This window comes from Aquabacterium sp. OR-4 (assembly GCF_025290835.2).
Taxonomy (GTDB): domain Bacteria; phylum Pseudomonadota; class Gammaproteobacteria; order Burkholderiales; family Burkholderiaceae_C; genus Pseudaquabacterium.
In genome coordinates this window covers 2,768,787-2,793,418 of record NZ_JAOCQD020000001.1, presented here as the reverse complement: position 1 = coordinate 2,793,418, position 24,632 = coordinate 2,768,787, and the positions used below count along the sequence as shown (strand labels likewise).

The window sequence follows — 24,632 nt, the reverse complement described above, 5'->3', positions numbered from 1 at the left end:
CCGCCCGCGCCCACGCCCAAGCCCAAGCCCACGCCGCCCCCCGCCACAGGACCCCCGCCATGAGCACCGACACCCTGACCGCCCCCGACACCCAGACGGCCTGGACCGAGGTCTGCGGCCTCGACGACATCCTGCCCGACACCGGCGTGGCCGCGCGCGTGGCCGGCCGCCATGTGGCGGTGTTCCGCGTCGGGGCCGACCGCTTCCACGCCATCGACAACGTCGATCCCAAGTCGGGTGCCAGCGTGCTGGCGCGCGGCCTGGTGGGCAACCTGGGCGAGCGGGTGGTGGTGGCCTCGCCGCTGTACAAGAACCACTTCGACCTGGCCACCGGCGAGTGCCTGGAAAGCCCCGAGATGTCGGTGCGCGCGCACGCGGTGCGCGTGCACAGCGGCCGGGTGCAGGTGGCGCTGCGCTGACGCGCTCGGCGGCCCGGGCCGTGGTGCCGGCCGCCGCGCCGGGCCTCAACCGGGGCCTCAGCCCGGGCCGTCGTGCTGGCCGCCGCCCGTTGCCGCGGCCAGCAGCGCCTTGGCGGCCTCGATGCGCAGCGCCAGCGTGGCCTGGGCATCGTTCATCACCACCAGCAGGAACTGCCGTGCGGCATCGGCCGCGGCGGCGGCTGGCGTGGCCGGCAGGCCGGCCAGCGCGGTGGCGGTCGCTGCGACCGCAGTGGAGGCCGATGCCGCGGCGGCCGAACCCGCCACCGGCACCGCGGCAGCGCTGACCACCGCCGCTGCCGCCCGCGGCTGCAGCAGCGCGCAGGCGCGCTCGAAGGCCTCGGCCGAGGCCGGCTGCAGGCGCGCCAGCAGCTCGGCCTGGCCGTCCAGCGGCGGCGGCAGGTCAAGCCAGGGCGTCTGCGCAAACATCGGCGCCAGATCGGGCGCGACAAAGGCCGACCACTGCTCGGGCAGCACCTCGGCACCGGGCAGCACCTCGGTACCGGGCAGCAGGCCGGGCGCGGCGGCGCCACCCGGCACGGCCAGGATGCGCGCCGCCGGCAGATCGGCCAGATGGCGCTGGCACAGCGCCGCCACAAAGGCCGCCGCCCGCGCCACCGGCACCGGCTGGGCCAGCGCAAACCACAGCAGGAAGCCGTCGCGCCCGTCCACCGCGATGGCTGGCGCCGGCAGGCCCAGCTCGGCCTGCACCGCCTGCCACACCGCCTCGAGCCGCGGCCAGTCGGCCGGCCGGCCCAGGCCCAGCACGATGTGGCGGGTGGCGGCCGTGGCGGGCGAGGGGCCCGCATCGGCACCGGCACCTGCATCGGCACCGGCACCGGCACCGGCACCGGCACCGGCGTGCTCAGCGGCGGCAGGGGCATCGCCGGCCGCCGGCCCGGTGGCGGGCGCCTGCAGCGCAAACAGGCGTTGCAGCTCGGTGTGCAGCCGGGTCATCGGGTGGCCCACAGGGGCTCAGGCGCCACGCGGCATGCGGTACAGCGCGCAGATCTTGTGGCCGTCCAGGTCGCGCAGGTAGGCCAGGTACAGGTTGCCGAAAGCGCCTTCGCGCACGCCGGGCGGGTCTTCGCACGGGCTGCCGCCCTGGGCCAGGCCGGCGGCATGCCAGGCATCCACCTGCTCGGCCGACTGGCAGGCAAAGCCGATGGTGCCGCCATTGCCCACGCCGGCCGGCTCGCCATTGATCGGCTCGGTCACCGCAAACACGCCGGTGGGCGTGCGCCAGAACACGCGGTGGCGGTCGCGGCCGCCGGGCGGCACACCCAGCGTGCCCAGCACCGCGTCGTAGAAGGCCTGGGCCTGTTCAAGCTGGTTGGTGCCGATCATCAGGTGCGAGAACATCTGCAAGTCTCCGGGTGTGGGGGAATCGTGGCGCGCATTGTGCGGGTGCCGCCGCTGCCGCCGGCGCGGCCCGGGCACCGACAATCGGGGCATGACCGCATCTTCTGCTGGCGCGCCGTCCACCGGCCCCGCCTTCGACTCCCTGCCCCTGCCCGGCCATGTGCTGGACAACCTGCGCAGCCTCGGCTTCGCCCACATGACGCCGATCCAGGCCGCCAGCCTGCCGCTGGCGCTGGCCGGCCAGGACCTGATCGCCCAGGCCAAGACCGGCAGCGGCAAGACGGTGGCCTTTGCGCTGCCGCTGCTGGCGCGGCTGGAGGCGCGGCAGTTCGCGGTGCAGGCCCTGGTGCTGTGCCCCACGCGCGAGCTGGCCGAGCAGGTGAGCCAGGAGATCCGCCGCCTGGCGCGGGCCGACGACAACGTCAAGGTACTCACGCTGTGCGGCGGCTCGCCGATCGGCCCGCAGGTGGCCAGCCTGGCGCATGGCGCGCATGTGGTGGTGGGCACGCCGGGCCGGGTGCTCGACCACCTGGGCCGCGAGACCCTGCTGCTGGGCGGCCTGGCCACGCTGGTGCTCGACGAGGCCGACCGCATGCTCGAGATGGGCTTTGCCGAGGACATCGCGGCCATCGCCAAGGCCTGCCCGCCGGCCGGCAAGCGCCAGACCCTGCTGTTCTCGGCCACCTACCCCGACGACGTGGCGCAGCTGGCCGCGCGCTACCTGCGCGAGCCCACCCAGGTCAAGCTGGCCGAGCAGCACGACACGCGCCACATCGACGAGCGCTTCTACGAGGTGCCCGACAGCGAGCGCCTGCACGCCGTGGGCCGGCTGCTGGAGCACTTCCGCCCCGAGAGCACGCTGGCCTTTTGCAACACCAAGCAGCAGTGCCGCGACCTGGTGGCCGTGCTGCAGGCCCAGGGCCTGGTGGCGCTGGAGCTGCATGGCGATCTCGAACAGCGCGACCGCGACCAGGTGCTGGTGCAGTTTGCCAACCGCAGCGCCAGCGTGCTGGTGGCCACCGACGTGGCCGCGCGCGGCCTCGACATCGCCAAGCTCGAGGCGGTGATCAATGTCGACATCTCGCCCGATCCGCAGGTGCATGTGCACCGCGTGGGCCGCACCGGCCGCGCCGGTGAATCGGGCCGCGCCTTCAGCCTGGCCAGCATGGACGAGATGGGCCGCGTCGGCCGCATCGAGCAGGTGCAGGGCCGCGAATGCCGCTGGCAGCCACTGGCCGAGCTGACGCCGGCGCCGGCCGGCCAGGGCCCGCTGCGCCCGCCGATGGTGACGCTGCAGATCCTGGGCGGGCGCAAGGAGAAGATCCGCCGCGGCGACGTGCTGGGCGCGCTGACCAAGGACATCGGCCTGCCCGGCGACGCCATCGGCCGCATCGACCTCAACGACTTCGCCACCTACGTGGCGGTGGCCCGCGCCCAGGCCGACGCGGCACTGCGCGGCCTCAACGCCGGCAAGGTGAAGGGCCGCTCGGTGAAGGCGCGGCGGCTGTAGCCAGGCCCTCAAGTTGGCCGGCGGCCGGCCGATAAGCGGGAGTTGCCCCACTGCGCCCCCGCTGCCGCCATGCCCTCTGCCCTTGCCGCCCGCCGTCTGCTGTGCACCCTGGCCGTTCCGGCCGCCATCTCGCTGCTGGGGGCCTGCGCCGGGCTGCCGGCCGAGGCGCCCGAGCCGCCGGCCGCGCCGCGCCAGCAAAGCGTGCTGGCGGTCACCGATGCGGGCGAGCTGATCCGCTTCAACGCCGGCACGCCGCGCCAGATCAGCCACCGTGTGGCGCTGCGCGGCCTGCCGCCGGGACAAACCCTGGTGGGCCTGGACTTCCGCGTCTCGCGCGGCGTGCTGTACGCCGTCACCAGCGGCGGCCTGCTGGTCACCATCGACACCCGCAGCGGCCAGCTCAAGCCGGTGGGCAGCGCCGCCGTGGCGCTGCAGGGCCAGCGCTTCGGCGTCGATTTCAACCCGGTGGCCGACCGCGTGCGCGTGATCAGCGACAGCGGCCAGAACCTGCGCCTGCACCCCGACACCGGCGCCCTGGCGGCCACCGATCCGCCGCTGGCCTGGGTTGCCGGCGATGCCGCTGCCGCGCAGCCGCCGCGCGTGGCCGCCGCCGGCTACACCTACAACCAGCGCGACGCCAAGCTGACCACCAACTACGCGCTCGACCTGGCCCGCGGCACGCTGCTGACCCAGGGCTCGGTGGAAGGCGTGCAGCCCGCCGTCTCGCCCAACACCGGCCTGCTGCGCAGCGTGGGCGCGCTGGGCACCGGGGCGCTGGACGACGCCTCGATGGACATCAGCGACACCAACAACACCGCGCTGGCCGCGCTGCGCCAGCACGGCCGCACCCGCCTGCACCTGCTCGACCTGGCGACCGGCCGCGCCACGCTGCTGGGCACGGTGGGCGATGGCCGCGCGCTGTGGGGCATGGCCATCGAGCCCTGAGCTGGCGCCCCCACGTCGCTGCGCTCCTGCCCCCCGAGGGGGTGTTCAGCCCCTTGGGGCGGCCCGGCGGGGCTGAGCCCTGAGCCGCAGGCCGGCAGGGCCATCGGGTGCGGGCTACAGTGCAGGCCCCCGCATCAGCCAGGCACCCAGCCGACCCATGAAATACCTGCACACCATGGTCCGCGTGACCGATCTCGACGCCTCGCTGCGCTTTTATCGCGATGCCCTGGGCCTGCAGCTGATCCGGCAGACCGAGCATGCGCAGGGCCGCTTCACGCTGGTGTACCTGGCCGCGCCCGGCGATGACGACGCGCAGATCGAGCTGACCTACAACTGGGACCCCGAGGTCTACACCGGCGGCCGCAACTTCGGCCATGTGGCCTATGCGGTGGACGACATCTACGCCACCTGCGCGCGCCTGCAGCAGCATGGCGTGCAGATCCTGCGCCCGCCGCGCGACGGCCGCATGGCCTTCGTGCGCTCGCCCGACCAGATCTCGGTGGAGCTGCTGCAGCGCGGTGCGGCGCTGCCGCCGGCCGCGCCCTGGAGCGAAATGCCCAACGTGGGCAGCTGGTAAGCGCCGGCGCCCGGGCGTACGCGCTACTTCACGCGCTACTTCACGCGCTGCTTCTCGAGCTTGCGCGCCAGCGTGCGGCGGTGCATGCCCAGGCGGCGCGCGGTCTCGCTGATGTTGAAGCCGGTGTCGGCCAGCGTCTCGTGGATGCGCTCCCACTCCAGCGTCTTGATCGAGGTGGCGCGGTTGGTCAGATCAACATCGGGCTCGCCCTCGGTGCGCGCGAACGCGGCCTCGATGTCGTCGGTATTGGCCGGCTTGGCCAGGTAGTGGCGGGCGCCGAGCTTGATCGCCTCCACGGCGGTGGCAATGCTGGCGTAGCCGGTGAGCACCACGATGGCCATGGCCGGGTGCTGCGCATGCAGCGCCTGCACGCACGACAGGCCCGAGCAGCCGTTGGCCAGCTTCAGGTCGACCACCGCATGGCTGGGCGTGTACGTGGCCAGCAGGGCCAGCACGCTGGCCAGGTCCTGCGCGCGCTGCACCTGCCAGCCGCGGCGCTCGAAGCTGCGGCGCAGCGTGGCGGCCAGCGCGTCGTCGTCCTCGACGATCAGCAGGGCGTGGGCGGGGTCGGGCAGCGTCATGTTGGCGCCCTCCGGTCGCTGCGTGACCACCTCCCCGCGGGAGGAACGCGCTGCCTTCGCAGCGGCCGTGCGGCAGCGCTCATGTCAGCGCCTCCAGCGTCAGCGCGGCCAGCGGCAGCGCGATGCTGACCTCGGCCCCGCCGGTCTCGCGGTTGCGCGCGCTGACATTGCCGCCCAGCTTGCGCGCCACGTTGACCGACAGAAACAAGCCCAGCCCGCCCCCCGGCCGGCCCTTGCTGGAGTGGTAGGGCCGGCCAAAGCTGGCCAGCATCTCGGGGCTGAAGCCGGCGCCGCGGTCGAGCACGCGCAGGCACAGCCGGTCGTCGTGGCAATCGACCAGCAGGCGCGGCGTGGCCGGCGGCGCGCTGCCGGCGGCCTGCATGGCCTCGAGCGCGTTGTCGAGCACATTGGTCACCATCTGGCGCAGGCCGGTGTCGGCAATGATCGGCGTGGCCGGCAGCGGGCCCAGCTCGGGCGCGAAGTCGGGCTGCTGGCGGCGCTCGCGCCAGTCGGCCGACAGCTCGCCCAGAAAGGCCTGCAGCGTGGTGGCCATCGGCACGTCGCCACGGCTGTCGCCGGCCGACAGCAGGATGCCGCTGATGATGGCCTTGCAGCGCCGCACCTGGGCCTGCATCTGCTCGATGTCGTCGCGCAGTTCGGGCTCGGCGGCAAAGGGCGCCATGTGTGACCAGTCGCCCAGGATGATGCTCAGCGTGGCCAGCGGCGTGCCCAGCTCGTGCGCGGCGCCGCTGGCCAGCAGGCCCATGCGCACGATGTGATCTTCTTCAGCCGCACGCTGGCGCAGCGCGGCCAGGCGCGCGTCGCGCACACGCAGGTTGCGCGCAAAGCGGCCGATGGCCAGCACCAGCAGCGAGGCGCACAGCGCAAAACACAGCAGCAGCCCGCCCAGGTAGTGCAGCGACAGGCGCTGCGGCTGCGGCGCGTCGGGCCAGGCCAGCGGCAGGTGCCATTGCGCCAGCAGCATGATGGCCACACAGGCCAGCAGCACCAGCGCCCAGGCATAACCACCGCGCAGCAGCAGCGCGCCCACCGCCAGCTGCGGCAGGAACACGAACACGAAGGGGTTGTTGACGCCGCCGCTCAGCGCCAGCAGCCCGCTCAGCACCACCAGGTCCATCAGCAGGCCGAGAAACAGCTCGGCCGGGCCGACATGGCGCGCGGTGCCGGCACGCAGCCAGCTGGCCAGGTTGAACAGCGACAGCGACACCAGCAGCGAGAGCATGGCCAGGATCGGCAGCCGGATGCCCAGCCCGTAGTGCACCACCAGCACGGTGAGCAACTGGCCGCCCACCGCCAGCCAGCGCAGCTGCACCAGCTGCATCAGGTTGCTGCGGTCGGCGCGGGCTTCGGGCGAGAGGGCAGGGTCGTCGGCCAGCGGCGCGTGGCGCTGCGGCGCGGGCGGGGCGGCCGCCTCGTCGTCGGCCGCGGCACCGCGCCAGGGCCACCAGGGCGGCAACGGGGCAAGGCGGAACGGCAGCATGGCGGGCAGGGGCGGCGGCAGTCGGCTTGCCGCGGCGGCGGCAAGGGTGGTGAAGGCGCTGGAAGCGCTGGCGGCGGCGTGGATCAAGGCTGGGCCGGCGTGCGCAGCCCGGGGGCTCAGGCCGCGCTGCCGGCGGGCGCCTGGCGCCACAACAGCACCGCGGCGGCCACGCTGCCGGCGGCCAGCGCCAGCCAGGTGAGCGCGTAGACGCGGTGATTGTTGCTGAAGCGCAGCACCGTGAGGCCGCCCTGCGGAATGTCCATGGCCGGCGCGCTGGCGGCTGCTGCGGCGGCCGTGGGTGCGGGTGCGGCCGTGGGTGCGGGCGTGGCGTCGGGGCCAGGGCCGGCGTCGGCCGCGGCGGTGTCGTCTGCCGCCGCGGGGGCTGCGATCACACGCTCGCCGTCGCGGGCCACGTCGATGAAGAAGGGCGCGGCCGAGATGCCCGCGGCCTGCGACAGGGCCGCCAGCTCGCGCCCCACCCAGCGGCCGGCCGCGGCGTCGTTGCGCTGCCACAGCCAGTGGCCGGGCTCGCTGAAGCGCAGCAGGCCGGTGACCTGCAGCCCGGCTTGCGCCGCGCCGGCGGGCCAGGCGCTGCGCCGGCCCGCCGGCCCTTCGCCGACAAAGCCGCGGTTGAGCCACACGCGCAGGCCGCTGGTCAGGCGCAGCGGCACCATCACCCAGTGGCCGCGGCCCAGCTCGGTGCTGGCCAGCACGCGGATCTCGTGCTGTGGCTCGAGCCGGCCCTGCAGCGTGACCGGGCGGTACTCGTCGTTCTCGCGGCGGATGCCGGCCCAGGCGGTGGCCGGCGGCAGCGGCATCGGCGTGGCCAGCTGCTGGCGCGCAATGCGCTCGAGCAGCGCCTCCTTCCACGCCAGGCGCTGCCACTGCCAGGCCGACAGCGCGGCAAAGCCGGCGGCGGCGCTCAGCAGCAGCGCCGCAAGCAGCACCCTGAGGAGGCCACGGCCCCCACCCGGCGGCCGCCGCGGATCGGGCAGTGCCGGTCCGCTGGCGTCGCCCCCAGCGCCCCATGTCGTGGCAGGCGGCGCAGGCGCTTCGGGGGCGGCCATGTTCAAGGCCTGATGCGCATGTCGTGGGTGGGCATCATGTTGGTGTTCAGGTGGTACATCACCCAGATCGAACCGGCCAGCATGATGACCACCAGCACGCCGGTGAACAGCAGCGCCAGCAGCGACCAGCCCTGCTCGACCTTGGCGTTCATGTGCAGGAAGTACACCATGTGCACCACCACCTGCACGGCGGCAAAGGCCAGGATCACCGCGGCGGTGAGGCCCGGCGTGGGCAGCACCTTGCCCATCACCAGCCAGAAGGGCACGGCGGTGAGCAGCACCGACAGCACAAAGCCGACGGCGTAGCCCTTGAAGGTGGCGTGGTACTCGGCCTCGTGGCCATGGTCGCCATGGTCGTCGTGGTGAGCGTGGGCGTCGTGGGCGGCAGCCATGGTGGTGCTCCTCAAGCCGTGGCGGGCATGCTGCCCATCAGGTAGACAAAGGTGAACACGCCGATCCACACCACGTCCAGAAAGTGCCAGAACATCGACAGGCACATCAGGCGGCGGCGGTTGGCGGTGGTCAGGCCCAGCTTGCCCACCTGCAGCATCAGCGTGCCCAGCCACAGGATGCCGAAGCTCACATGCAGGCCGTGGGTGCCCACCAGCGCGAAAAACGCCGACAGGAACGCGCTGCGCTGCGGCCCGGCGCCCTGGTGGATGAGGTGGCTGAACTCATACAGCTCCAGGCCCACGAAGGCCAGGCCGAACAGGCCGGTCACCGCCAGCCAGCCCAGCACCTTGGCCTTGCTGCGCTGGTTCATGCCGATCATCGCGAAGCCGTAGGTGATCGACGACAGCAGCAGCATGGCCGTGTTGACGGCCACCAGCGGCAGATCGAACAGGTCGGCGCCCGAGGGGCCGGCGGCATAGCTCTGGCCGTACACCGCGTACACCGCGAACAGGATCGCGAAGATGAGGCAGTCGCTCATCAGGTACAGCCAGAAGCCCAGCAGCGTGCCCTGCTGCGGGTGGTGGCTGCCGTCGTCGTAGAACTGCGGCGGCGTGGCGCGCGAGGCGTCCAGCGCAGCGGAGGAACTGGCCATCAGCATGGTGTTGTCCTTCTTGTGGCGGGTGTCTTGATCAGGCGGAGGCAGGCTTCTGGCCCAGGCCCAGCGAGGCCAGCAACTGCGTGCGCAGCGCCTCGCTGCGCGTCACCACATCGGCGGGGATGTGGAAGTCGCGGTGGTAGTTGAAGGTGTGCACCAGGGCCGCCAGCACGGTGGCCGCGAAGGCCGCGCCGGCCAGCCACCAGATGTGCCACACCAGGGCAAAGCCCATCAGCGTGGACAGACCGGCGATGACCACGCCCGCGGCGGTGTTGCTGGGCATGTGGATCGGCTGGAAGCCGCTGGTCGGGCGCTGGGCGCCGGCCTGCTTCATGTGGTGCCAGGCATCGCGCTCGTGCACGACGGGCGTGAACGCGAAGTTGTAGTCGGGCGGCGGCGAGGCGGTGCTCCACTCGAGCGTGCGGCCGCTGCCCCAGGCGTCGCCGGTGACATCGCGGTTGTGTTCACGGCGCAGGAAGCTGACCACCAGCTGCACGATGAAGCTGCCGATGCCCAGCGCGATCAGCACGCCACCGAGCGCCGCCACCTGGAACCAGATCTGCAGGCTCATGTCCTGGAAGTGGCTCATGCGGCGGGTGACGCCCATCAGGCCCAGCACATACAGCGGCATGAAGGCCAGGTAGAAGCCGATGAACCAGAACCAGAACGAACACTTGCCCCAGAACGGATCGAGCTTGTAGCCGAAGGCCTTCGGGAACCAGTAGGTGATGCCGGCGAACACGCCGAAGACCACGCCGCCGATGATCACGTTGTGGAAGTGCGCAATCAGGAACAGGCTGTTGTGCAGCACGAAGTCGGCCGGGGGCACGGCCAGCAGCACGCCGGTCATGCCGCCGATCACGAAGGTGATCATGAAGCCGATGGTCCACAGCATCGGCACCTCGAAGCGGATGCGGCCGCGGTACATGGTGAACAGCCAGTTGAAGATCTTGGCCCCTGTCGGGATCGAGATGATCATCGTGGTGATGCCGAAGAACGAGTTGACGCTGGCCCCCGAACCCATCGTGAAGAAGTGGTGCAGCCACACCAGGTACGACAGGATGGTGATCACCACCGTGGCATACACCATCGAGGCGTAGCCGAACAGGCGCTTGCTGCAGAAGGTGGCCACCACCTCGCTGAAGATGCCGAACACCGGCAGCACCAGGATGTAGACCTCGGGGTGGCCCCAGATCCAGATCAGGTTGACGTAGACCATGGCGTTGCCGCCCAGCTCTGTCGTGAAGAAGTTGGTGCCGACATAGCGGTCCAGGCTCAGCAGCACCAGCACCGCGGTGAGCACCGGAAAGCTCACCACGATCAGCACGTTGGTGCACAGGCTGGTCCAGGTGAAGACGGGCATCTTCATCAGGCTCATGCCCGGCGCGCGCATCTTCACGATGGTGACGATCAGGTTGATGCCCGACAGCGTGGTGCCCACGCCCGCCACCTGCAGGCTCCAGAGGTAGTAATCGACCCCCACGCCCGGATCGGCCAGGATGCCCGAGAGCGGCGGATAGGCCAGCCAGCCGGTGCGCGCAAACTCGCCGACAAACAGCGACAGCATCATCAGCACCGCGCCGCCCACCGTCATCCAGAAGCTGAAGTTGTTCAGGAACGGGAAGGCCACGTCGCGCGCGCCGATCTGCAGCGGCACCACGTAGTTCATGAAGCCGGTGACGAAGGGCATGGCCACGAAGAAGATCATGATCACGCCGTGGGCGGTGAAGATCTGGTCGTAGTGGTGGGCGTTGAGAAAGCCCGTCGCCTCGCCAAAGGCCATGGCCTGCTGCGCGCGCATCAGCAGCGCGTCGGCAAAGCCGCGCAGCAGCATCACGATGCCCAGCACCATGTACATGATGCCGATCTTCTTGTGGTCGATGCTGGTCACCCAGTTGCGCCAGAACGGGCCCCACAGGCGGTAGCGGGTCATCATCACCAGCATCAGCAGGCCGCCCAGGGCCACGCCGGCAAAGGTGGCCAGGATGATGGGCTCGTGCAGCGGCAGGGCGCTCAGGCTCAGGCGCCCCAGCAGCGGATGGTTCTCGGTGGGATAGGAGGCGGACATCAGAGCTTGCCTGCGGCTGTCGTGGGGTCGATCGGGGTGGCGCTGTTGCGCGCGCTCAGGGCGGTGCCGCGGCCTTCGGGGTCGGCCGGGGTGCACAGGCCGGCCACCACGGTTTGCTGGCCGTTGCGCCAGGCGGCGCGGGTCACGCCGGCCAGGCCGCCCTTGCCGGCACCGCCGCGGGCGTCGATGGCCATCATGTCGGCCATGCACATGCGGCCGGCCTCGACGCAGCGGTTGACCACCGCGTCAAACAGGTAGGGCGCCACCTGGGCGTAGCGGCGCACCGCGTCACGCTGGCTGGGCTTCTCGAGCGCCAGGTAGGCGGCGCGGTCGAGCTTGCCGCCGGCGCCGCGGGCGTTCTCGACCCATTGCGCGAAGTCGGCTTGCGCCATGCCGTGGAAGGCGAAGCGCATGCCCGAGAAGCCGTCACCGCTGTAGTTGGCCGAGAAGCCTTCCCAGGTGCCGGGCTTGTTGATCACCGCATTGAGCTGCGAGGCCATGCCGGGCATGGCGTAGATCTGGCCGGCCAGCGCGGGCACGTAGAACGAGTTCATCACCGTCGACGCGGTGAGCGTGAAGTGCACCGGCCGGTCCACCGGCAGCACCAGCTCGTTGACCGTGGCGATGCCCTGCTCGGGGTAGACGAACAGCCACTTCCAGTCGAGTGCCACCACCTGCACCTGCAGCGGCTTCACATTGGCCGGCAGCGCGCGCTGCTCGTCCAGGCGCGACAGCGGGCGGTAGGGGTCGAGCTGGTGGGTGCTGATCCAGGTGATGGTGCCCAGCGCGATGATGATGGCCAGCGGCGCGCCCCAGATCAGCAGCTCCAGGCGGGTGGAGTGGTCCCAGTCGGGTTCGTAGCGGGCGCCGGCGGCTTCGGCGGCGCCGGCCGTGGCCTGGCGCACGCGGTAGCGCCAGGCAAACAGCAGGGTCAGCACGATCACCGGCACGATGATCAGCAGCATCAGCACCGTGGAGGTGATGATCAGGTCGGCCTGCTGGCGCGCGATGTCGCCGGCGGGGTTCATCACGATGGTGTTGCAGCCGGCCAGCGGCAGGGCCAGGGCGGCAGCGCAGCGGCGCAGGGGGTCGGGTGGGATGAGGCTGACATGTCTAGGGGGCTGCCTGGAGACGGCAGGGTGCGGGGAATCTACCTAGATTGATCGCCGTCAACGATTGGACACTTTGTCCCACCCCCGGCGGCGGGCGCGCAGCGGCCTTGATCTGCAGCGCTTGCCAAACGGGGGCGCTTGCACCGCAATCCGCCCGAAGCCCGGCCCCCACCCCAGCCCGAACCGCCGCCCGATGTACGACCGCTTTCCGCTCTACCGACTGTTCGTCGGCGGCCAGCCGCGCCGCAGCCCCTCCTCGCCACCGCACCGCGACGGTGCGGTCACCGCCGACGACATCGCCGTGGGCGTGGTGGTGGGCCGGGCGTCCGAATACTTCGACTTCTTCGTCTACGGCCTGGCCTCGGTGCTGGTGTTTCCGGCGCTGTTTTTTCCGCAGCTGGCGCGGCTGGATGCGCTGCTGGCCTCGTTCACGGTGTTTGCGCTGGCCTTCGTGGCGCGGCCGCTGGGCACGCTGGGCGGCATGGCGGTGCAGCGGCGCTTCGGGCGTGGCGCCAAGCTCACGCTGGCCATGCTGGGCCTGGGCACCGCCACCTGCACCATGGCGCTGCTGCCGAGCAGCGCCAGCTGGGGCGGCGCGGTGGCGGCGCTGGCCGCCTGCCGGCTGCTGCAGGGCCTGTCGCTGGGCGCCGCCTGGGACGGCCTGCCCTCGCTGCTGGCCATGAACGCACCCGCCCACCGCCGCGGCTGGTACGCCATGCTGGGCCAGATCGGCGCGCCGGTGGGCTTTGGCCTGGCGGCCACGCTGTATGCCTATCTGTGGGGCCATGTCAGCGCCGAAGACTTTCTGGCCTGGGGCTGGCGGTTTCCGTTCTTCGTGGCCTTTGCGCTCAACGTGGTGGCGCTGTTTGCGCGCCTGCAGCTGGTGCTGGACGACGACTACGCCGACGCGCTGCGCCGCAACGAGCTCGAACCCTGCGATCTGCGCGAGCTGCTGCAGGGCGACGGCGGCGGCCGCACGCTGGCGGTGGGCGCCTTTGCCGCACTGGCCAGCTTTGCGCTGGTGCACCTGGTGACGGTGTTTCCGCTGTCCTGGCTGAGCCTGAGCTCACCGCGCGAGCTGGGCGAGCTGCTGTGGCTGCAGGCCGGCTGCGCGCTGCTGGCGGTGGCGGCCATGCCGGTGTCGGGCTGGCTGGCCGACCGCATCGGCCGCCGCACCACGCTGGGCACGCTGGCGGTGGCCATCGGCGGCTTCGGCCTGGTCACGCCCTGGCTGCTGGACGGCGGTGCCTCGGGCCAGAACCTGTTCTTCCTGCTGGGCTTCGTGCTGTTCGGCCTGAGCTACGGTCAGGCCGCGGGCGCGGTGGCCTCGGCCTTTCCGGCGCGGCTGCGCTACCTGGGCGCGGCGCTGTCGGCCGACCTGGCCTGGCTGTTCGGCGCCGCCTGCGCACCGCTGCTGGCGCTGTACCTGTCGGCCCACCATGGCCTGGGTGCGGTGAGCCTGTACCTGCTGTCGGGCATGGCCGGCACGCTGCTGGCGCTGGGTGTGCACAAGACGCTGGGGCGCTGACCGTTGCCGCGGCCGCGGCCTCGCCCCCGTCGTGTGAACAGGCCCTAGAAGAAGGTGCGGATGCCGCCCAGCACGCGGTAGTGGTCGTCCACCCGGTGCAGCAGCGGCCACTTGTCGAGCGTGGTGCAGGGGTGACCCACGCCAAAGCCGATCAGGTCGCCCACGGCCAGCGGCGCCGGGCCGGTACCCGCATCGGCCGCGGCATCCAGAAAGGCATGCTGGTCGTTCAGCGCGCTCAGGCGCCAGCCGTGCGGTGCCGGCTGTGCCTGGCTGTGCACACCGGGGCGATACCAGGCCAGCGGCTGCGGCAGCGCCGCATCGGTGCCCAGATCACGCCGGCCGGCGGTGCAGATGGCGCGGCCCGGCTCGGGCACCGACTGCACATGCGCCCACACCTCCAGCGCATGGCGCAGGCCCGGGCCGCTGCCCCACAGCGCGCCGGCGCGCTGGCGCATGCGGGCCTGCATGCGCTCGTAGTGCAGGCTGTCGTGCACCAGGCTGCAGCCGCTGCGCAGCACCACCCGCAGCGCGCGGCCGGCGGCGCTGGCGTCAACCGCGGCCAGGGTCTGCGCGGCCAGGTCGAAAAACGCCGAGCCGCCGGCGCTGAGCAGCACCTCGCCGGGTGCAAACCAGCCCTCGGCGCAGCCGGCACGCGCCAGCGCGGCCACGGTCTCGACCATGCCCAGCACCGCCAGCTCGATGCGGGCGTGGTCGTCGCCCGCAAACACGCCCTCGAAGGCCTCGACGCCGCGCAGCGCGATGGCCGGCCCGGCCCGGTGCAGCAGGCGGCCCAGCGCCAGGCCTTCCTCGAGGCTGCGCACGCCGGTGCGCCCGCCGGGCACGCCCACCTCCAGCAGCAGCTGCAGCGGCCGGGCCAGCGGGCGCTGCGCCAGCGCCTGCTGCAGCAGCGCCAGGCCGGCGGCTGAATCGACCAGGGCGTAGAAATCGAAGCCGGGGTCGGCCTCGAGTTCGCGCCACACCAGATCGAGGTCGGCGCGGCCCACCAGCTGGTTGGCCAGCAGGATGCGCGGCACGCCAAAGCGCCGGTAGCTGCGCACATGCGCCGCGGTGGCCGCGGTGAGGCCCCAGGCGCCGGCGTCGAGCTGGCGCTGGAACAGCTGCGGCGCCATCGTCGTCTTGCCATGCGGGCACAGGCTGACGCCGGCGCGCTGCGTGAAGTCGCGCATCCAGGCGGCGTTGTGGGCCAGCGCCGACTCCTTCAACACCGCGGCCGGCAGCGGCAGCTCGTCGGCCAGCAGCGACAGGCCCAGCGTGCCCAGCGCGGCCAGCGGCCGGTCTTCGGCGCAGGCCGGCAGGCCCTTGAGCGTGCCGGGCAGCGGTGCGGCCAGCAGGGCGGCGAGATCGAGCTGCGCCGGGGCATCGGTGGCAGCGGGTGGCGGGATGGGCATGGCTGCACTGTAGCCACCGGGCGGGTTGCTCAGCCAGCGCCGGCTCGACGGTCAGCGCCGAGGCCAGCGCCGAGGCCAGCGCCAAGGCCGGTGCAGGCGGCGGTGCCGCATGCACCGCCGCTCAATGCGCTGTGGCACACCGTGCCGCTGGCGCCGGCCGCGCTGCGGCCGCTGCTGCTGCTGGCCAGCCTGGTGCTGCTGGCCAGCCTGGTGCCGTGGGCCGAAGAGGCGCGCAAGCTGTAGGCCCGCGCGCAAGCCTGATCCCGGCAGGTCAACGGCCCAGGTTCATCACCTTGGTCCAGGCCGCGCCGAAGTCGCGCACGAACTTGGCGGCGTTGTCGCGCTGGGCATAGGCCTCCGAGATGGCCCGCAGCTGCGAGTTGGCGCCAAAGGCCAGGTCCACGCGCGAGGCCGTCCACTTCAGCGCGCCGCTGGCGCGGTCACGGCCTTCGTAGGCGTTGTCGCCCACCGGCTGCCAGGCGGTGGCCATGTCGACCAGGTGCACGAAGAAGTCGTTGCTCAGCTGGCCGGGGCGCTGGGTCAGCACGCCCTGGGTCGAGCCGCCGGCATTGGCGCCCAGCACACGCAGGCCGGCCACCAGCACCGCCATCTCGGGGGCGCTGAGGGTCAGCAGCTGGGCGCGGTCGATCAGCATGGCCTCGGGCGAGGTGCTGAACGCGGCCGCACGCCAGTTGCGAAATCCATCGGCCTGCGGCTCGAGCGCGTTGAACGAGTCGGCGTCGGTCATCTCGGCGCTGGCGTCCACGCGGCCGGCGCTGAAGGGCAGCTGCAGCGCCTGGCCACCGGCCTGCGCCGCCAGCTCGACCGCGGCATTGCCGGCCAGCACGATCAGGTCGGCCAGCGAGACCTTCTTGCCGCCGCCCTGCGCGGCGTTGAAGCCGCGCTGGATGCCTTCCAGCACCGCCAGCACGCGGGCCAGCTGCTCGGGCTGGTTGACGGCCCAGTCCTTCTGCGGGGCCAGGCGGATGCGGGCGCCGTTGGCGCCGCCGCGCCTGTCGCTGCCGCGGTAGGTGGAGGCCGAGGCCCAGGCGGTGGCCACCAGCTCGGCCACCGTCAGGCCTGCGGCCAGCACCTGGGCCTTCAGCGCGGCCACGTCGGCGGCGTCGATCAGCGGGTGATCCACGGCCGGCAGCGGGTCTTGCCAGATCAGGTCTTCGGCCGGCACCTCGGGGCCCAGGTACAGGCGCTTGGGGCCCATGTCGCGGTGGGTGAGCTTGAACCAGGCGCGGGCATAGGCGTCGGCAAACTCGTCGGGGTGGGCGTGGAAGTGGCGCGAGACCTTCTCGTAGGCCGGGTCGAAGCGCAGTGAGAGGTCGGCCGTGGTCATCATCGGCGCGTGCTTCCTGGCGGGGTCGTGCGCGTCGGGGATCATGTCTTCGGGCGCGCAGTCCTTGGCCCGCCACTGGTGGGCGCCCGAGGGGCTCTTGACCAGCTCCCACTCGTACTTGAACAAGGTGTTGAAGTAGCCCATGTCCCAGGTGGTGGGCTTGGGCTTCCAGGCGCCTTCGATGCCGCTGGTGGTGGTGTGCGCGCCATGCCCGGTGCCGAGCTGGTTGATCCAGCCAAAGCCCATGGCCTCCATCGGCGCGGCCTCGGGCTCGGGGCCCACCAGCTTGGGGTCGCCGGCGCCATGCGCCTTGCCGAAGGTGTGGCCGCCGGCCACCAGGGCCACGGTCTCGTAGTCGTTCATGGCCATGCGGGCGAAGGTTTCGCGCACATCGCGGCCGCTGGCCACCGGGTCGGGATTGCCATCGGGGCCTTCGGGGTTGACGTAGATCAGGCCCATCTGCACGGCGGCCAGCGGGTTCTCGAGCTCGCGCTGGCCCGTGGGATCGCGGTAGCGGCTGTGGGCCTTGTCGCTGGTGGCCAGCCACTCGGTCTCGGCGCCCCAGTAGATGTCTTCCTCGGGGGCCCAGAGGTCGGCCCGGCCACCGCCGAAGCCGAAGGTCTTGAAGCCCATGGTTTCCATGGCCACGTTGCCGGCCAGCACAAACAGGTCGGCCCACGAGATGGCGTTGCCGTGCTTCTGCTTGACGGGCCACAGCAGGCGCCGCGCCTTGTCGAGGTTGCCGTTGTCGGGCCAGCTGTTGAGCGGCGCGAAGCGCTGGTTGCCGGTGCTGGCGCCACCGCGGCCATCGGCCGTGCGGTAGGTGCCGGCGGCATGCCAGGCCATGCGGATGAACAGGCCGCCGTAGTGGCCCCAGTCGGCCGGCCACCAGGGCTGGCTGTCGGTCATCAGCGCGGCCAGGTCGGCTTTCAGCGCGGGGTAGTCGAGCTGCTGGAAGGCCTGCGCATAGCTGAAGCCGGCGTCCATCGGGCTGGACACCGGCTGGTGCTGGTGCAGGATGGCCAGGTTGAGCTGGTTGGGCCACCAGTCGGCGTTGGATCGGGTGCCGTGCGTGCTGCGCGCACCGGCGGTGTGGAAGGGGCACTTGGCTTCGCTGCTGCTCATGGCTATCTCCTCGTGGGGTCAGGAGTCGATAGCTTCGTGCAAGCCCTGCGGCTTATCCAGTTGAGATTGGCAATGGCAGGCATTGCCCGCGTGCATGGCGGCCGCTCCGGCCGCGCGCCAGCGTGGTCTGAAACCTGCATCTGACACACGCCGTGCCTAGACTGGCCCGGCCTGTCTGCCTGTCTGCCTGTCTGCCTGTCTGCCTGTCTGCCCGACCGCAGGCCCGCCACCGCGCGTGGTCACGGCCCGGGCCGTTTTTCAACCGGTGCTGGTCATGTCCCGTCTGCTGATCTTCAACCTGCCGCGAGGCGCCAGCACCGACGAGGTGCGGCAGCTGCTCGACCACGTCAGCGGCCCGGTGCACGCCGCTGCGGCCCGCGAGCGGACGCTGGCGGTGCGGCTGCACCCCGTTCCAGGGGCCGACAACGAGAGCTTCGCGGTCGTGCAGCTGGCGCCGGACTCGGCGCTGGCCCGCACGCTGGCGCGGCACCTGAACGGCCGGCGCCTGGTGGGCTGGCGCGCGGCACCGCGGCCGCTGTGGGTGTGGCTGCCGGTGATGGCCTGGGCGTGAGCGGCATGGGCCCGCCAGGCCCGGCCCGGCCGGGCGGGGCGGATGCCCGCCGCGCCGCAGCCTGCCGGGCGCCATCTCAGGGGCGCAGCCCCACGCCTTCGTGCAGCAGGCCGGCCGCGCGCCTGGCGAGGTAGGTTTCCAGCGCCAGCCATTCGTCGGCGCTGGGCGGCCAGGGCTCGGCGCGCACGCCCACCAGGCAGCCACGCAGGCGGCGCTGCAGGCTGCCCAGTGCCTGCCACTCAAGCCGGTAGATCGGGTAGCCGGTGGGGTGGGCCTGCGGAATCGGCGCGCCGCCCAGGCGCTGGCCGGCGCGCTGGTCATGGCAGTGCATGCAGGCCAGGTTGAGCTGGCCCAGGCGGCTGCGCCACAGCGCCTCGCCCTGCGCCACCCAGGCGGCCATGCCGGGCGCGGTGCCGGGCGCATCGGCCATGCGCAGCACCTGGCCGCGTGACTGCTGGGCCAGCAGCGCGCCCAGCGCCAGCACCTCGCCGCCCTCGGGGCCCTGGGCCGGCAACTGCAGGTGCTGCACGCGGCACTGGTTGATGCGCCCGGGCAGGTTGATCGGCCGGCCGCGGGCGGCATCCCACACCGGGTGGCGTGCGGCGGCGCTGGCCAGGTGGCGCGGCGCCGGGCCGTCGCTGAGGGCATGGCAGTCGGCGCAGCGCCGGCCGTTGGCGGCCGCGCGCTGCCACAGCGCCTGGCCCTCGGCCACCCACAGTTGCGCCGGGTTCTGCGTGTCGTCGCGCTGCAGGGCCTGCAGCGCCGGGCTCATGTAGGCGCTGCCGGGCAGGCGCGCAGCGCTTGCGGGCCGGCCCGCGAATGGGGCCGCGGGTGGGGCCGCGGGTGGGGCCGCTGGTGGGGCCGAAGCCGGCAGCGGCTGCGCGCTGGCGGCCGCCAGCAGCAGCCACGGGGCCAGCAGCAGCCACGGCGCCAGCAGCGGCAAGCCGGCGGCGATGTTCACAGCACCTCGAAGGGCCGGTGTTCCTGGTGGCGAAAGCCGTAGTCGCCGCTCCAGGTGAACTCGAGCAGGCCGCTGCGCTCGGCGCGCAGCCAGAACGCGATGTAGGGGTTGGCGGCCACGGCCTGGTACAGATCGGCCGTGAACACCGGCGTGCCGTCGAGCCGGCATTCAAAGCGGGTGAGGATGTTGCGCGGCGTCATGTTGCCGTCGCCCTGCCAGCGCAGGCCCACCTCCATCGGGTGGCCGATGGTCAGCCGCAGCTGCACCAATTCGCCGCGCGGCACCGGGCTGGGCAGGTGGATCAGCGTGCGGGCCGTCATGACTCGCCCTCGATGCAGGCGGCCAGGGTGACCACCACCTGCACGGTGTGCTGCCACACGCTGCCGTCGTTCAGGCGGGCCATCGCCACCAGGCGCTGGCTGGTGGCCAGGCGGATGCGCGTGGCCATGGCGGCGCGGCCGCAGGCGGGGCCGAGGCGGCAGCGCATCACGTCGCGCTGCGGGTTCTTCTCGTTGAACAGCACCAGCTCGGTGGCGTGGGCGGCGGCGGTTTGCGGCACGTCCACGGTCACGCTCACCGGCACGGCATTGCCGTTGTCCACCAGCGGCGCCACGTCGAGCAGCACGCGGCCCTCGCGCACCGCTGCGCCGGCGGCAAACTCGGCCATCGCGCGCTGCAGCGTCTCGGCCAGCGGCTGCGCGCCGGCCGGGCGCAGCGTCAGTGCCAGCAGCGCGCCGCCGGCCAGCAACCGGCGGCGCGGCAGACCTTGGCCCGGCAGATGTTGGCCCGGCAGATATCGGCGCGGCAGGGCGCGGCTCATTGCAGGCGCACCAGGTAGGCCAGCACATCGGCCAGCTGCTGGGCACTGAACAGCGGCTGGCCGTCACGCGCGGCGGCCACCTGGCGCAGGCCCTGGCTGCGGCTGTACGACGGCATCACCGTGTCGGGGTTGAAGCGCTCGGGCTGCTCCAGGCGCAGGCGCAGCTGGTCGGCCGTGAGCCGCGCGCCCACGCCGTGCAGCGGCGGGCCCAGGTTGCCCTGCGCCGCCTCGGGCTGGCCCGGCACGGCATGGCACAGCACGCACAGGCCCTGGCTGCGGCTGGCCACGATGGCCGCGCCGCGCACCGGGTCACCCACCAGGTCGCCGCCGGCCGCCTGGGCCGCGCCGGGCAGGGCCGCCAGCGCGCTGCCCAGCGCGGTGGCCAGCGCGCCGGGCAGCCATGGCCGCAGCGCCATCGCTCAGGCCCGCTTCAGGCTGTGCTGGTTGAGCGGCAGGTCGCGCACGCGGATGCCGGTGGCCGCGAAGATGGCGTTCAGCACCGCCGGCGCGGCCACCGCGATGGTCGGCTCGCCCACGCCGCCCCAGAAGCCGCCCGAGGGCATCACGATGGTCTCGACCCGCGGCATCTTGGCCAGGCCCAGCAGCGGATAGGTGTCGAAGTTGGTCTGCGCGATGCGGCCGTCCTTGACCGTGCAGGCGCCATACAGCGCGGCGCTCAGGCCGTAGGCAAACGAGCCCTCGACCTGGGCCTCGATCTGCTGCGGGTTGACGGCATGGCCGCAATCAGTGGCGGCCACGATGCGGTGCACCGTGAGCTCGCCCGCCGCGCTGACCGAGACCTCGGCGCAGGCCGCCACATAGCTGCCGAAGCCGTGGCACTGCGCCAGGCCGCGAAACACCTTCTGCCCGCCCACATCGGGGGCCGGCCGGCCCCAGCCGCTGCGGCTGGCCACCGCCTCGAGCACCGCCAGGTGCTTGGGGTGGTTCTTCATCAGGCTGCGGCGCAGCGCCAGCGGGTCTTGCCCGGTGGCATGGGCGATCTCGTCGAGAAAGCACTCGACATAGATGGTGTTCTGGTTCAGGTTGACGCCGCGCCAGAAGCCCGGCGGCACATGCGGGTTGCGCATGGCGTGGTCGATCAGCAGATGGGGCACGGTGTAGCCGAACATGGCCTCGCCGCCACCGTCGTTGAGGCCCTGGAACATCACCGGGTCGCGGCCGTCCTTGACCATCTGCGGAAACACCCCGCTCAGGATGCTCTGGCCCGAGATGCGCATGTGCAGCGCCTGCAGCTGGCCCTGCGCGTCCAGCCCGGCCTGCAGCCGGCACTGGGTGACCGGGTGGTAGCGGCCGTGGGTCATGTCCTCCTCGCGGCTCCACAGCAGCTTGACCGGCGTGCCGGGCAGGGCCTTGGCGATCAGCACCGCCTGGCGCACCCAGTCGTGCACCGCGCCGCGGCGGCCGAAACCGCCGCCCAGGTGGATCTTGTAGACCTCGCACTGCGCCGGTGGCAGGCCGCTGGCCTCGGAGGCCGCGGCCAGCGCGGCCTCGCCGTTCTGCGTGGGTGTCCAGACCTCGCAGCGCTCGGCCGTGACCCGCGCGGTGGCGTTCATGGGCTCCATCGTGGCGTGGTTCTGGAACGGGTAGCCGTACACCGCCTCCAGCCGCCGCGCGGCGCCGCCGAGCGCGGCGCGCACATCGCCCTTGTTCTGCACCGACACCGCCTGCTCGGGCGGCACCGTCAGGCCGGCCTTGAGCAGGGCGTCGATGTCGGCCTGCTGCACCTTGGCGTGCGGGCCGAGATCCCACTCGATGGGCAGCGCGTCCAGCGCGCTCTTGGCGCGCCACCAGGTATCGGCCACCACCGCCACCGCGCTGTCGCCCACCTTCAGCACCTGGTGGATGCCGCGCCGGCCGCTGATGGCCTTGGCATCGAAGGACTTCACCGTGCCGCCAAACACCGGGCAGTCGCGGATGGCGGCGTTCAGCAGGCCGGGCAGCTTCAGGTCGATGCCATACACCTGGCGGCCGGTGGTCTTGTCCACCGTGTCCAGCCGGGCCAGCGGCTGGCCGGCCAGGGCCCAGGTCTTGGGGTCCTTCAGCGGCACCTCGGCGGGCGGGGTCAAGGTGGCGGCGGTGGCGGCCATGGCGCCATAGGTGGTGCGCCGGCCGCTGCCGGGGTGGGTGATCACGCCCAGGCTGGCCTGGCACTCGGCCACCGGCACGCCCCAGCCCTGGGCGGCCGCCTGCACCAGCATCATGCGGGCGGCGGCGCCGCCCTTGCGCACGTAATCGTGGCTTTCGCGGATGCCGCGGCTGCCGCCGGTGGAGAAGTTGCCCCACACCCGCTTGCGCGCCAGGTTCTGGCCCGGCGTGGGGTATTCGGTGCTCACGCGGGCCCAGTCGCAGCCCAGCTCCTCGGCCACCAGCTGCGCCAGGCCGGTCAGCGTGCCCTGGCCCATCTCGCTGCGGGCAATGCGGATGATCACCCGCTCGTCGGGCTGCACCACCACCCAGGCATTGATCTCGGGCGCCGCGGCGCCCTGGGCCTGCGCGTCGGTGGTGGCAAAGCCCAGCGTGAAGCTGCCGGCCATGGCGCCGGCCGCGGCCGCCAGGCTGCCGATGAAGCCGCGGCGGCTGAGCTCGCCGGCCGCGGGTGGCTGGATGGCTTGCGGGTTCATGCCGTGGCTCCCTTCTGGCTGCCCAGGTGCAGGTGGATCACCTGCGGCGCGCTGGCCACCGTCATGCCGGCGGCCTGGCGGATGGCGCTGCGCACCCGGTTGTAGGTGCCGCAGCGGCACAGGTTGCCGATGGCGCCCTCGATGTCGGCGTCGCTCGGCTTGGGCGTGCTCTTGAGCAGCGCGGCGGCGGCCATCAGCATGCCGCTCTGGCAGTAGCCGCACTGCGGCACGTCGAGCGCCACCCAGGCCTTCTGCAGCGGGTGGCTGCCATCGGGCGACAGGTGCTCGATGGTGGTGATCTTCTGCGTGGCGGCCACCGCCGAGACCGGCATCACGCAGCTGCGCGTGGGCACGCCGTCGATGTGCACGGTGCAGGCGCCGCACTGCGCCACGCCGCAGCCGTATTTGGTGCCGGTGAGGCCCAGCTGCTCGCGCAACACCCACAGCAGCGGCGTGTCGGGCTCGGCATCGTGCTGGCGGGGCTGACCATTGACATGGAGTTCGGGCATGGAGGGGGCTCCGGGTTGGGCTGGACGGCTGCGACAAAAACCGCCGGATGATCCGTCGACCACGCACGCCGCTTCAATGCCTGTTTCTCCGACCCTCTTGCCTGCAAGCGTATCGGGCACTGGCCAGCGCCGGGGGTCAGCGGCGCCCACGGCATGGCAGGCCGCCCCGGCCCGCAGGCACCCGCTTACACTGCCGCGGCCTCCTCAACGCCTCTTGAAACCCACCATGGCCCGCACTGCAACACCACAGCCCACCGCACTCACCGTGCACCAGGCCACCCGGGTGCTGGAAATCGGCTTCGACGACGGCGCCCGCTTCCGCATCCCGTTCGAGCTGCTGCGCGTGTACTCGCCCTCGGCCGAGGTGCAGGGTCACGGCCCTGGGCAAGAAGTGCTGCAGACCGGCAAGCGCGAGGTCGGCATCACCGCCATCGAGCAGGTGGGCCACTACGCCGTGCAGCCCAGCTTCAGCGACGGCCACGACACCGGCATCTTCACCTGGGACTACCTCTACAAGCTGGGCGCCGAGCAGGCCGCGCTGTGGCAGCAGTACCTCGACCGCCTGAGCGAAGCCGGCCTCGAACGCGATGCGCCGATGCAGGGCCAGGCCGGCGGCGCCTGCGGGCACCACCACTGAGCGCGTTGGCAACGCACACAAAGAGCACAAGCAGAGAGTAATCAGCAGGCGCCATGGCCCAGACCCACTTTGGCTACGAGACCGTCGACGAGGCCGACAAGGCCCAGCGTGTGCGCGGGGTGTTCGATTCGGTCGCGAAGAACTACGACCTGATGAACGACCTGATGTCGATGGGCATGCACCGCGCCTGGAAGGCCTACACCGTGGCGGTGGCCAACCTGAAGGCCGGCGACCGCGTGCTCGACATCGCCGCCGGCACCGGCGACCTGACCCGCGCCTTTGCGCGCCAGGTGGGCGACAGCGGCCTGGTGCTGCACACCGACATCAACGAGGCCATGCTGCGCACCGGCCGCGACCGCCTCACCGACGAAGGCCTGGTGCTGCCCACCCTGGTGTGCGACGCCGAGAAGCTGCCACTGCCGGCCAACCAGTTCGATCTGGTCAGCGTGGCCTTCGGCCTGCGCAACATGACGCACAAGGACGGTGCGCTGGCCGAGATGTGCCGCGTGCTCAAGCCGGGCGGGCGCCTGCTGGTGCTCGAGTTCAGCAAGGTGGCCGCGCCGCTGCGCAAGCCCTACGACTGGTACTCGTTCACCCTGCTGCCGATGCTGGGCAAGCTGGTGGCCGGCGATGCCGACAGCTACAAGTACCTGGCCGAATCCATCCGCATGCACCCCGACCAGGCCGAGCTGAAGGCGCTGATGAAGGGCGCCGGCTTCGGCCATGTGGACGTGCACAACCTCACCGGCGGTGTCGTGGCGCTGCATGTCGGCATCAAGTGCTGAAACTTTGACCCCCCGAAGCGGCCCCAGGCCGCCTCTCCCCAGGGGGCGCGGCCCTTGGCCCGGCGGAGCCGGATCCTCGGCCGCCGCTG

26 protein-coding genes are annotated in these 24,632 nt (G+C 72.2%); 9 read left to right on the top strand and 17 right to left on the bottom strand.

The window, feature by feature from the left end:
- Positions 1-59: 59 nt before the first annotated feature.
- Positions 60-419: a nitrite reductase small subunit NirD gene (gene nirD / locus N4G63_RS11975; RefSeq protein WP_260788637.1), complete on the top strand. Its 360-nt coding sequence runs from the start codon at positions 60-62 to the stop codon at positions 417-419.
- A 57-nt stretch (positions 420-476) separates the two neighbouring features.
- Here nirD and N4G63_RS11970 read toward each other — a convergent pair whose 3' ends face one another.
- Positions 477-1,394: a hypothetical protein gene (locus N4G63_RS11970; protein WP_314599711.1), complete on the bottom strand. Its 918-nt coding sequence runs from the start codon at positions 1,392-1,394 to the stop codon at positions 477-479.
- Between the two features lie 18 nt (positions 1,395-1,412).
- Positions 1,413-1,799 (bottom strand): VOC family protein, encoded by a 387-nt coding sequence (locus N4G63_RS11965; RefSeq protein WP_260788635.1) that lies wholly within the window; start codon positions 1,797-1,799, stop codon positions 1,413-1,415.
- A 91-nt stretch (positions 1,800-1,890) separates the two neighbouring features.
- Between N4G63_RS11965 and dbpA the strand changes: the two genes are divergently transcribed.
- From dbpA to N4G63_RS11950, 3 genes are all read left to right on the top strand, one after another.
- The gene (gene dbpA, locus N4G63_RS11960; protein ID WP_260788634.1) at positions 1,891-3,309 is read left to right on the top strand and encodes an ATP-dependent RNA helicase DbpA; all 1,419 of its coding nucleotides are present in this window, start codon (positions 1,891-1,893) and stop codon (positions 3,307-3,309) included.
- 69 nt (positions 3,310-3,378) lie between these two features.
- Positions 3,379-4,254, top strand: coding sequence for a DUF4394 domain-containing protein (locus N4G63_RS11955; protein WP_260788633.1), 876 nt, complete (start codon positions 3,379-3,381; stop codon positions 4,252-4,254).
- Positions 4,255-4,411: 157 nt separating this feature from the next.
- Positions 4,412-4,831, top strand: coding sequence for a VOC family protein (locus tag N4G63_RS11950; protein ID WP_314599710.1), 420 nt, complete (start codon positions 4,412-4,414; stop codon positions 4,829-4,831).
- A gap of 35 nt (positions 4,832-4,866) precedes the next feature.
- On the opposite strand, the gene N4G63_RS11945 is transcribed toward N4G63_RS11950, so the two are convergent.
- The 7 genes from N4G63_RS11945 to cyoA all read right to left on the bottom strand — a co-directional run bounded on the left by N4G63_RS11945 (position 4,867) and on the right by cyoA (position 12,181).
- A complete protein-coding gene (locus N4G63_RS11945; RefSeq protein WP_260788631.1) occupies positions 4,867-5,412 on the bottom strand; it encodes a response regulator transcription factor in 546 nt (181 codons plus the stop codon).
- A 79-nt stretch (positions 5,413-5,491) separates the two neighbouring features.
- Positions 5,492-6,913 carry an ATP-binding protein gene (locus N4G63_RS11940; RefSeq protein WP_260788630.1) on the bottom strand — a complete coding sequence of 474 codons (1,422 nt, stop codon included), beginning with the start codon at positions 6,911-6,913 and terminating at the stop codon, positions 5,492-5,494.
- A 116-nt stretch (positions 6,914-7,029) separates the two neighbouring features.
- Positions 7,030-7,860, bottom strand: a complete 831-nt coding sequence (locus N4G63_RS11935; RefSeq protein WP_260788629.1) for an SURF1 family protein — start codon at positions 7,858-7,860, stop codon at positions 7,030-7,032.
- 122 nt (positions 7,861-7,982) lie between these two features.
- Positions 7,983-8,372, bottom strand: a complete 390-nt coding sequence (gene cyoD / locus N4G63_RS11930) for a cytochrome o ubiquinol oxidase subunit IV (protein ID WP_260788628.1) — start codon at positions 8,370-8,372, stop codon at positions 7,983-7,985.
- Positions 8,373-8,383: 11 nt separating this feature from the next.
- The gene (gene cyoC, locus N4G63_RS11925) at positions 8,384-9,025 is read right to left on the bottom strand and encodes a cytochrome o ubiquinol oxidase subunit III (protein ID WP_443112048.1); all 642 of its coding nucleotides are present in this window, start codon (positions 9,023-9,025) and stop codon (positions 8,384-8,386) included.
- A gap of 37 nt (positions 9,026-9,062) precedes the next feature.
- A complete protein-coding gene (cyoB, locus tag N4G63_RS11920; protein WP_314599709.1) occupies positions 9,063-11,096 on the bottom strand; it encodes a cytochrome o ubiquinol oxidase subunit I in 2,034 nt (677 codons plus the stop codon).
- Positions 11,096-12,181: a ubiquinol oxidase subunit II gene (gene cyoA, locus N4G63_RS11915; protein ID WP_314599736.1), complete on the bottom strand. Its 1,086-nt coding sequence runs from the start codon at positions 12,179-12,181 to the stop codon at positions 11,096-11,098. Before cyoA ends, cyoB begins: the two co-directional genes overlap by 1 nt.
- A 220-nt stretch (positions 12,182-12,401) precedes the next feature.
- Here cyoA and N4G63_RS11910 point away from each other — a divergent pair, with 220 nt between their 5' ends.
- The gene (locus tag N4G63_RS11910; RefSeq protein ID WP_260788625.1) at positions 12,402-13,736 is read left to right on the top strand and encodes an MFS transporter; all 1,335 of its coding nucleotides are present in this window, start codon (positions 12,402-12,404) and stop codon (positions 13,734-13,736) included.
- A gap of 44 nt (positions 13,737-13,780) precedes the next feature.
- On the opposite strand, the gene N4G63_RS11905 is transcribed toward N4G63_RS11910, so the two are convergent.
- A complete protein-coding gene (locus N4G63_RS11905) occupies positions 13,781-15,145 on the bottom strand; it encodes a type III PLP-dependent enzyme domain-containing protein (RefSeq protein WP_260788624.1) in 1,365 nt (454 codons plus the stop codon).
- Positions 15,146-15,247: 102 nt separating this feature from the next.
- Here N4G63_RS11905 and N4G63_RS11900 point away from each other — a divergent pair, with 102 nt between their 5' ends.
- Entirely contained in the window at positions 15,248-15,388 is a 141-nt protein-coding gene (locus N4G63_RS11900) for a hypothetical protein (RefSeq protein ID WP_260788623.1), read from the top strand.
- 28 nt (positions 15,389-15,416) lie between these two features.
- Here the strand turns inward: N4G63_RS11900 and katG are convergent, their stop codons facing one another.
- Entirely contained in the window at positions 15,417-17,618 is a 2,202-nt protein-coding gene (katG, locus tag N4G63_RS11895) for a catalase/peroxidase HPI (protein WP_260788622.1), read from the bottom strand.
- A gap of 274 nt (positions 17,619-17,892) precedes the next feature.
- Here katG and N4G63_RS11890 point away from each other — a divergent pair, with 274 nt between their 5' ends.
- Positions 17,893-18,189 carry a hypothetical protein gene (locus N4G63_RS11890; RefSeq protein ID WP_260788621.1) on the top strand — a complete coding sequence of 99 codons (297 nt, stop codon included), beginning with the start codon at positions 17,893-17,895 and terminating at the stop codon, positions 18,187-18,189.
- Positions 18,190-18,265: 76 nt separating this feature from the next.
- Here N4G63_RS11890 and soxA read toward each other — a convergent pair whose 3' ends face one another.
- The 6 genes from soxA to N4G63_RS11860 are packed head-to-tail and all read right to left on the bottom strand — an operon-like array spanning position 18,266 to position 23,121.
- Positions 18,266-19,150, bottom strand: a complete 885-nt coding sequence (gene soxA / locus N4G63_RS11885) for a sulfur oxidation c-type cytochrome SoxA (protein ID WP_260788620.1) — start codon at positions 19,148-19,150, stop codon at positions 18,266-18,268.
- On the bottom strand, positions 19,147-19,470 hold the full coding sequence (locus N4G63_RS11880) for a thiosulfate oxidation carrier complex protein SoxZ (protein ID WP_260788619.1): 324 nt from the start codon (positions 19,468-19,470) through the stop codon (positions 19,147-19,149). Before N4G63_RS11880 ends, soxA begins: the two co-directional genes overlap by 4 nt.
- Positions 19,467-19,970, bottom strand: a complete 504-nt coding sequence (locus N4G63_RS11875; protein WP_260788618.1) for a SoxY-related AACIE arm protein — start codon at positions 19,968-19,970, stop codon at positions 19,467-19,469. Before N4G63_RS11875 ends, N4G63_RS11880 begins: the two co-directional genes overlap by 4 nt.
- A complete protein-coding gene (soxX, locus tag N4G63_RS11870) occupies positions 19,967-20,386 on the bottom strand; it encodes a sulfur oxidation c-type cytochrome SoxX (RefSeq protein WP_260788617.1) in 420 nt (139 codons plus the stop codon). Before soxX ends, N4G63_RS11875 begins: the two co-directional genes overlap by 4 nt.
- 3 nt (positions 20,387-20,389) lie before the next feature.
- Positions 20,390-22,612: a xanthine dehydrogenase family protein molybdopterin-binding subunit gene (locus N4G63_RS11865; RefSeq protein WP_260788616.1), complete on the bottom strand. Its 2,223-nt coding sequence runs from the start codon at positions 22,610-22,612 to the stop codon at positions 20,390-20,392.
- On the bottom strand, positions 22,609-23,121 hold the full coding sequence (locus N4G63_RS11860; RefSeq protein ID WP_260788615.1) for a (2Fe-2S)-binding protein: 513 nt from the start codon (positions 23,119-23,121) through the stop codon (positions 22,609-22,611). Before N4G63_RS11860 ends, N4G63_RS11865 begins: the two co-directional genes overlap by 4 nt.
- A 226-nt stretch (positions 23,122-23,347) precedes the next feature.
- Between N4G63_RS11860 and N4G63_RS11855 the strand changes: the two genes are divergently transcribed.
- The gene (locus N4G63_RS11855) at positions 23,348-23,758 is read left to right on the top strand and encodes a gamma-butyrobetaine hydroxylase family protein (protein ID WP_260788614.1); all 411 of its coding nucleotides are present in this window, start codon (positions 23,348-23,350) and stop codon (positions 23,756-23,758) included.
- A gap of 53 nt (positions 23,759-23,811) precedes the next feature.
- On the top strand, positions 23,812-24,543 hold the full coding sequence (ubiE, locus tag N4G63_RS11850; protein ID WP_260788613.1) for a bifunctional demethylmenaquinone methyltransferase/2-methoxy-6-polyprenyl-1,4-benzoquinol methylase UbiE: 732 nt from the start codon (positions 23,812-23,814) through the stop codon (positions 24,541-24,543).
- The last annotated feature ends 89 nt before the right edge of the window (positions 24,544-24,632 follow it).